Here is a 4,988-nt window from a genome sequence, read left to right on the forward strand (position 1 = left end):
GCCACCGTCTCCGTCTTCTCCTCCCCCGGCAGCTGGATCGAGTCCGCCGCGCTCGACCAGTGCCGTCAGGTCGCCGCCCTGGACGGCATGGCGCACGTCGCCGCCATGCCCGACCTGCACCCCGGCAAGGGCGCGCCGATCGGCGCGGCGATGTCCTCCACGGTGCTGTATCCGTTCCTGGTCGGCTCCGACATCGGGTGCGGCATCGCGGTGTTCCCGATCGCGCTGCGCCGGGTCGTACCGGAACGGCTCGCGGCCCGGTTCCCCGACCTGGACCGGGCGCTCGACCCGGACGCCGACGACCCGGCGTGGTCGGTGCTGGACGGCGACATCCCGGCCGGGCACCTCGACGGGCTCGGCACCGTCGGGCGCGGCAACCACTTCGTCGAGCTGGCCCGCGTCGGGCCGATCCTCGCGGCGGAGCACGCCACGCGGCTCGGGCTGGACGCCGGTGACCTGGTGCTCGTGGTGCACTCCGGATCACGTGGGCTGGGCGAACGGATCCTGCGCGAGCACACCGAGACGCACGGCGCCGGTCCCGCGCCCGACCCGGACGCCTACCTGGCCCGGCACGACGCGGCCGTGCGGTGGGGGTCGCTCAACCGGCGGCTGCTGGCCGCGCGGGTCGCGTACGCGCTCGGCGCCGAACCCACCGAGCCGGTCGTCGACCAGTGCCACAACCTGGTCGAGATCCGCGACGGGCGCTACCTGCACCGCAAGGGCGCGGCGCCGGGCGACGGGCGGGACGTGCTGATCGCCGGCACCCGTGGCACGCCCTCCTATCTGGTGGCCGCGCACGCCGGGCCGGACGCCGGCTACTCGGTGGCGCACGGCGCCGGGCGCAAGATGTCGCGCGCCGACGCGCTGCGCCGGGGCCGGGCCAAGCACACCGTCGAGGAACTGCGGCGTACGCCGGTCGGCTCGATCGTGGTGTGCGGCGACCGGCAGTTGCTGTTCGAGGAGGCGCCCACCGCGTACAAGCGCATCGAGCAGGTCGTCGGCGACCTGGTGACGCACGACCTCGCCACCCCGGTCACCACCACGGTTCCGCTCGTCACCTACAAGACGCCGGACGTGGGCCGCAAGGGCCGCCGGTGACCGAGCTGCTGCTGTCCGCCGGGCGCGGACCCGCCGAGTGCGCGTGGGCGCTGGCCCGGCTGCTGTCCCGCCTGGAGGCCGAGGCGGCCCGGCGGGGCCTGCGTACCGCGCGGGTCGAGACGGTGCCCGGCGACCGGGCCGGCACCTACCGGTCGGTGCTGGTCCGGATCAGCGGCGCCGGGGCCGAGGCGTTCGCGGCCGGGTGGACCGGCACGCTCTGCTGGCAGGCGCCCAGCCCGTACCGGACCGGCCACGGGCGGAAGAACTGGTACGTCACCGCGCGCCCGTGCCGGACCGACGTGGTGGTCACGCCGTTCCACGAGGCGGACGTCGAGTTCGTGCCGTGCCGCACCGGCGGGCCGGGCGGCCAGCACCGCAACAAGGCCAGCACCGCCGTCCGGGCCACCCACCGGCCGTCCGGCCGGACCGTGGTGGTGGACACCGAACGGCACCTGCACCTCAACCGCCGGATCGCGGTCGAGCTGCTGCGACAGCGGATCGCCGCCGACGACGACGCGGCCCGGCGCGCGGGCGTCGACGCCCACTGGCGGATCCACGACGACCTCGTGCGCGGCGACCCGGTACGGGTGGAGCGGCCCTGACGCGGCCCGATCCGACGTCGCTGACCGGCCCGGCTACCGTGGTCGCGGCGACCGGGCGGCCCCGGCCCGCCGCGGCGCGAGCGCGAGGAGGACGGATGCGACGGAGAAGGACCGGTCTGACGGCGGCGCTGGCGACAGGGGCCCTCTCACTCGCCTCTTGCGGTGCCAAGCGCAGCGTGTACTCCTCCGACCCGGGGCAGGTCACCGACGGCGCCTGCGACATGGACCGCGTCCGGTGAGCCCGCTCGTGCGGCGCTTCCGCGCCGTGGTCGCCATGTGGATCTTCGTCGGCGCGGGCGGGTTCCTGCTGGCCGGGTTCCTCGGCCTCGCCCTGCTGACCCAGACGGGTCCGTTCGCGGCCGCGTCGACCTTCTCCGCCGCCGCCGAGTTCGCCCCCGGCGCCGAGATCAAGGTGCGGGACACCGGCGTACGCCCCGGCAACATCCTGATCCTCGCCACCCCGGCCACAGTCGACCCCGCCACCGTGCGGTGCACCGCGAAGAGCCGGGTCTACTCCACCGGCGAGCAGCGGACCAGCGAGCTGACCGGGGCCCGGCCCGAGGGGACCGCGGCGGTGATGCGCGACCGCGGCGACCCGCGGCAGTTCACTCCGGTGCTGGCCACCGACGGCATCGCCTGGATGGGCACCGACTTCGTGAGCTGCACCGGCGCCGGCGCGGAGGCGTTCGCGCTGACCACCGCCGAGGGCATCCAGAGCGACCGGTTCCGGCTCGGCGCCGGACTGCTGCTCATGCTGCTCGCCCCGGTGCTCGCCGGGCTCGGCTGCCTCGCGCTGTACTTCACCCGGAAGTGGAACCGGGAGGCGGCGCTGCGCGGCGACTCGACGAGCTGGCCCTACCGGTGACCGGGCTGCGCCTGCACGTCGGCTGTGCCATGTGGACGCACAGGTCCTGGTCCGGCCGCTTCCTGCCGCATCCGCTGCCCGCGCACGAGCGGCTGCGCGCGTACGCCGGGTGGTGCGACGCCGTGGAGGGCAACACCACGTTCTACGCGACCCCGGCCCGGGAGACGGTGGCGTCCTGGGCCGAGCAGACCGGCCCGGCCTTCCGTTTCCTGCCGAAGCTGCCGAAGGCGGTGACGCACGAGCACCGGCTCACCGGCGGCGAGGCAGCGCTGCGCGCGTTCCTGCACGCGATGGAGCCGCTCGGGCCCCGGGCGGACGCGCTCTGGATCCAGCTGCCCGGCTCGTTCAGCCCCGGCGACGTGCCCGACCTCGACCGGTTCCTGCGCACGCTGCCCGACACCCACAGGTACGCCGTCGAGGTCCGCCACCCCGCCTTCTTCACCGAGGCCGGCGCGGTACGCGCGCTGGAGGCCACGCTGCACCGACACGGCGCGGAGTGGGTGCCGTTCGACACCACCGCGTTCTTCCGTACGCCGCCCACCAGCGACGCGGAGCGGGAGGCGTGGACGCGCAAACCGCGCCTGCCGCTGCGTACCCGGGCGCTGACCGACCGGCCGATCGTGCGCTACCTGGGCCGCGACGACCCGGCCCGCACCGTCGAGGGCTGGCAGCCGTGGCTGGACGTGGTCACCGGCTGGCTGCGGGAGGGCCGCTCGCCGACGGTGTTCGTGCACACACCGGACAACGCGGACGCGCCCGAGCTGGCCCGCCGCTTCCACGACCAGGTCCGCGAGCGGGTGCCCGGGCTCGCGCCGTTGCCGGAGCCGGAGCCGGTCGGCCCGGCCACGCTGTTCTGAGCGCCGGCGTGGGTCCGCCTGCGCGGCCGGGCTGCGCGTGCCCGGCCGCGCGGACCCGGACCTCAGCCCGGCCGGCCGCCCTCCGGCGGGGGCAGGCGGTCGTCGTACACGCCGGAGCGGCCCGCGTACCGCTCGCCACGCAGGAACGGCAGCGGATTCGGGGTGCAGCCGTGCAGGCCGAGCGTCTGCTGCTGCATCACCGGCGCCGGGCGGCCCCGCCCCGGGCAGCGCTCGTGCCCGTGACCCAGGCGGTGGCCGACCTCGTGGTTGACCACGTACCGGCGGTACGCGGCGAGGTCGCTGCCGTACGCGGGCGCGCCGAGCACCCAGCGGGCCACGTTCACCACCACCCGGTTCCCGTTACGGCAGGACGTGTACCGGTCCAGACCGTCCCCGCACAGGTCGTCGCGCGTACCGGGGGTCGCGAGGTAGACGGTGAAGTCGGCGGGCCCGTCGGTGCCGACGCGACGCAGGGCGATCCGCCCGTCGGTCGTCCAGCCACCCGGGCCGGCGAGGATGCCGGTGACCTGCGCCCCGAAGTCGGCCGCTGGCAGACCCGTGATGTCGCGCTCCACCGCCACCCGGTAGCGCAGCAGCCGGCCCGTACCCCCTGTGGTGGCCGGCTCGGCGGCGGCGAACCGCCACCGGTTGCCGCCCTCGGCGGGATAGCCGATCCGCGCCGGCCGGGGCCGGACGGGCGCCGCCGCCGACGCGGCCGGCGCGGCAGCGGACGGCCCGGCCGGCTCGGACGGCGTGGCTGCGGGCTGGTCGGCCACTGCCGGTGTGCAGCCGGCCAGCGCCACCGCCAGCGCGAACACCGCCGCGCCACCGCGTGTCCGGTCCACGGTCCTGGTCATCTCGACTCCCCTCGGTGCCCGGTCGGGGGCACGGGGATGAGGACGGGTGGCCCGTCGCGAAAGTTGGTGCGGCGAGGACTCAACCTTTTCCGCTGCCCGCACGTCCCTACCGGGGTGAGAGGTGCAGAGGACCGGCATGGCCCGGGGTGACGCGGAGTTCGTCGAGTTCGCGCGGGCGTGCTCCGGGCGGCTGACGCACGCCGCCTTCCTCATGACCGGCAACCACCACCACGCCGAGGATGCCGCGCAGACCGCGCTCGTGCGCACGTACGCGTCGTGGTCCCGGATCCGCAACGGCGACCCGTACGGCTACGCCCGGTCGGTGCTGGTGAACCACCTCGTCGACACCTGGCGGCGGCCGATCCGCGAGTACCCGAGCGACGACCTCCCGGAGCGAAGCGGCGGCGACCTGGCCGAGGAGGTGGCGACGCGGCGGTGGCTGGTCACCGCGCTCGGCACGCTCACCGCGCGGGAACGTGCCGTCGTCGTCCTGCGTCACTACTTCGACCTGCCGGAGGCCCAGGTGGCCCGCGAACTCGACGTGTCCGTCGGCACCGTCAAGAGCACCTCGTCCCGGGCGCTGGAGAAGCTGCGTACCGCCGGCCTGTCCGCGCCCCGACCGCAGGAGACGTGCCGGTGACCGAGATGGACGAGCTGCGCCGGGCCATGCGGGCGACCGAGCGGGCCGACGGCCTGGACCTCGACGACA

Annotated in this window: 6 protein-coding genes; 5 read left to right on the plus strand and 1 reads right to left on the minus strand. The window is 75.7% G+C overall.

The genetic code is table 11. The annotated features are described in order from the left end of the window. The 4 genes from KBX39_RS22820 to KBX39_RS22835 form a co-directional block, all read left to right on the plus strand. Positions 1–1,098 (plus strand): RNA ligase RtcB family protein (locus tag KBX39_RS22820; RefSeq protein ID WP_210872425.1); only part of this gene is annotated, 1,098 nt, incomplete at its 5' end. Beyond that, on the plus strand, positions 1,095–1,700 hold the full coding sequence (prfH, locus tag KBX39_RS22825) for a peptide chain release factor H (protein ID WP_210872427.1): 606 nt from the start codon (positions 1,095–1,097) through the stop codon (positions 1,698–1,700). The genes KBX39_RS22820 and prfH, both read left to right, overlap by 4 nt. A gap of 235 nt (positions 1,701–1,935) precedes the next feature. Beyond that, on the plus strand, positions 1,936–2,565 hold the full coding sequence (locus tag KBX39_RS22830) for a hypothetical protein (protein ID WP_043325144.1): 630 nt from the start codon (positions 1,936–1,938) through the stop codon (positions 2,563–2,565). A 29-nt stretch (positions 2,566–2,594) separates the two neighbouring features. Then, positions 2,595–3,422: a DUF72 domain-containing protein gene (locus KBX39_RS22835; RefSeq protein WP_198033342.1), complete on the plus strand. Its 828-nt coding sequence runs from the start codon at positions 2,595–2,597 to the stop codon at positions 3,420–3,422. 62 nt (positions 3,423–3,484) lie between these two features. Here the strand turns inward: KBX39_RS22835 and KBX39_RS22840 are convergent, their stop codons facing one another. Continuing rightward, positions 3,485–4,279 (minus strand): DUF3152 domain-containing protein, encoded by a 795-nt coding sequence (locus KBX39_RS22840; RefSeq protein WP_210872429.1) that lies wholly within the window; start codon positions 4,277–4,279, stop codon positions 3,485–3,487. Positions 4,280–4,415: 136 nt separating this feature from the next. Between KBX39_RS22840 and KBX39_RS22845 the strand changes: the two genes are divergently transcribed. Then, positions 4,416–4,919, plus strand: coding sequence for a SigE family RNA polymerase sigma factor (locus KBX39_RS22845; protein ID WP_043325145.1), 504 nt, complete (start codon positions 4,416–4,418; stop codon positions 4,917–4,919). Positions 4,920–4,988: the final 69 nt, after the last annotated feature.

The organism is Micromonospora sp. D75 (genome assembly GCF_018070405.1).
GTDB lineage: Bacteria > Actinomycetota > Actinomycetes > Mycobacteriales > Micromonosporaceae > Micromonospora > Micromonospora chalcea.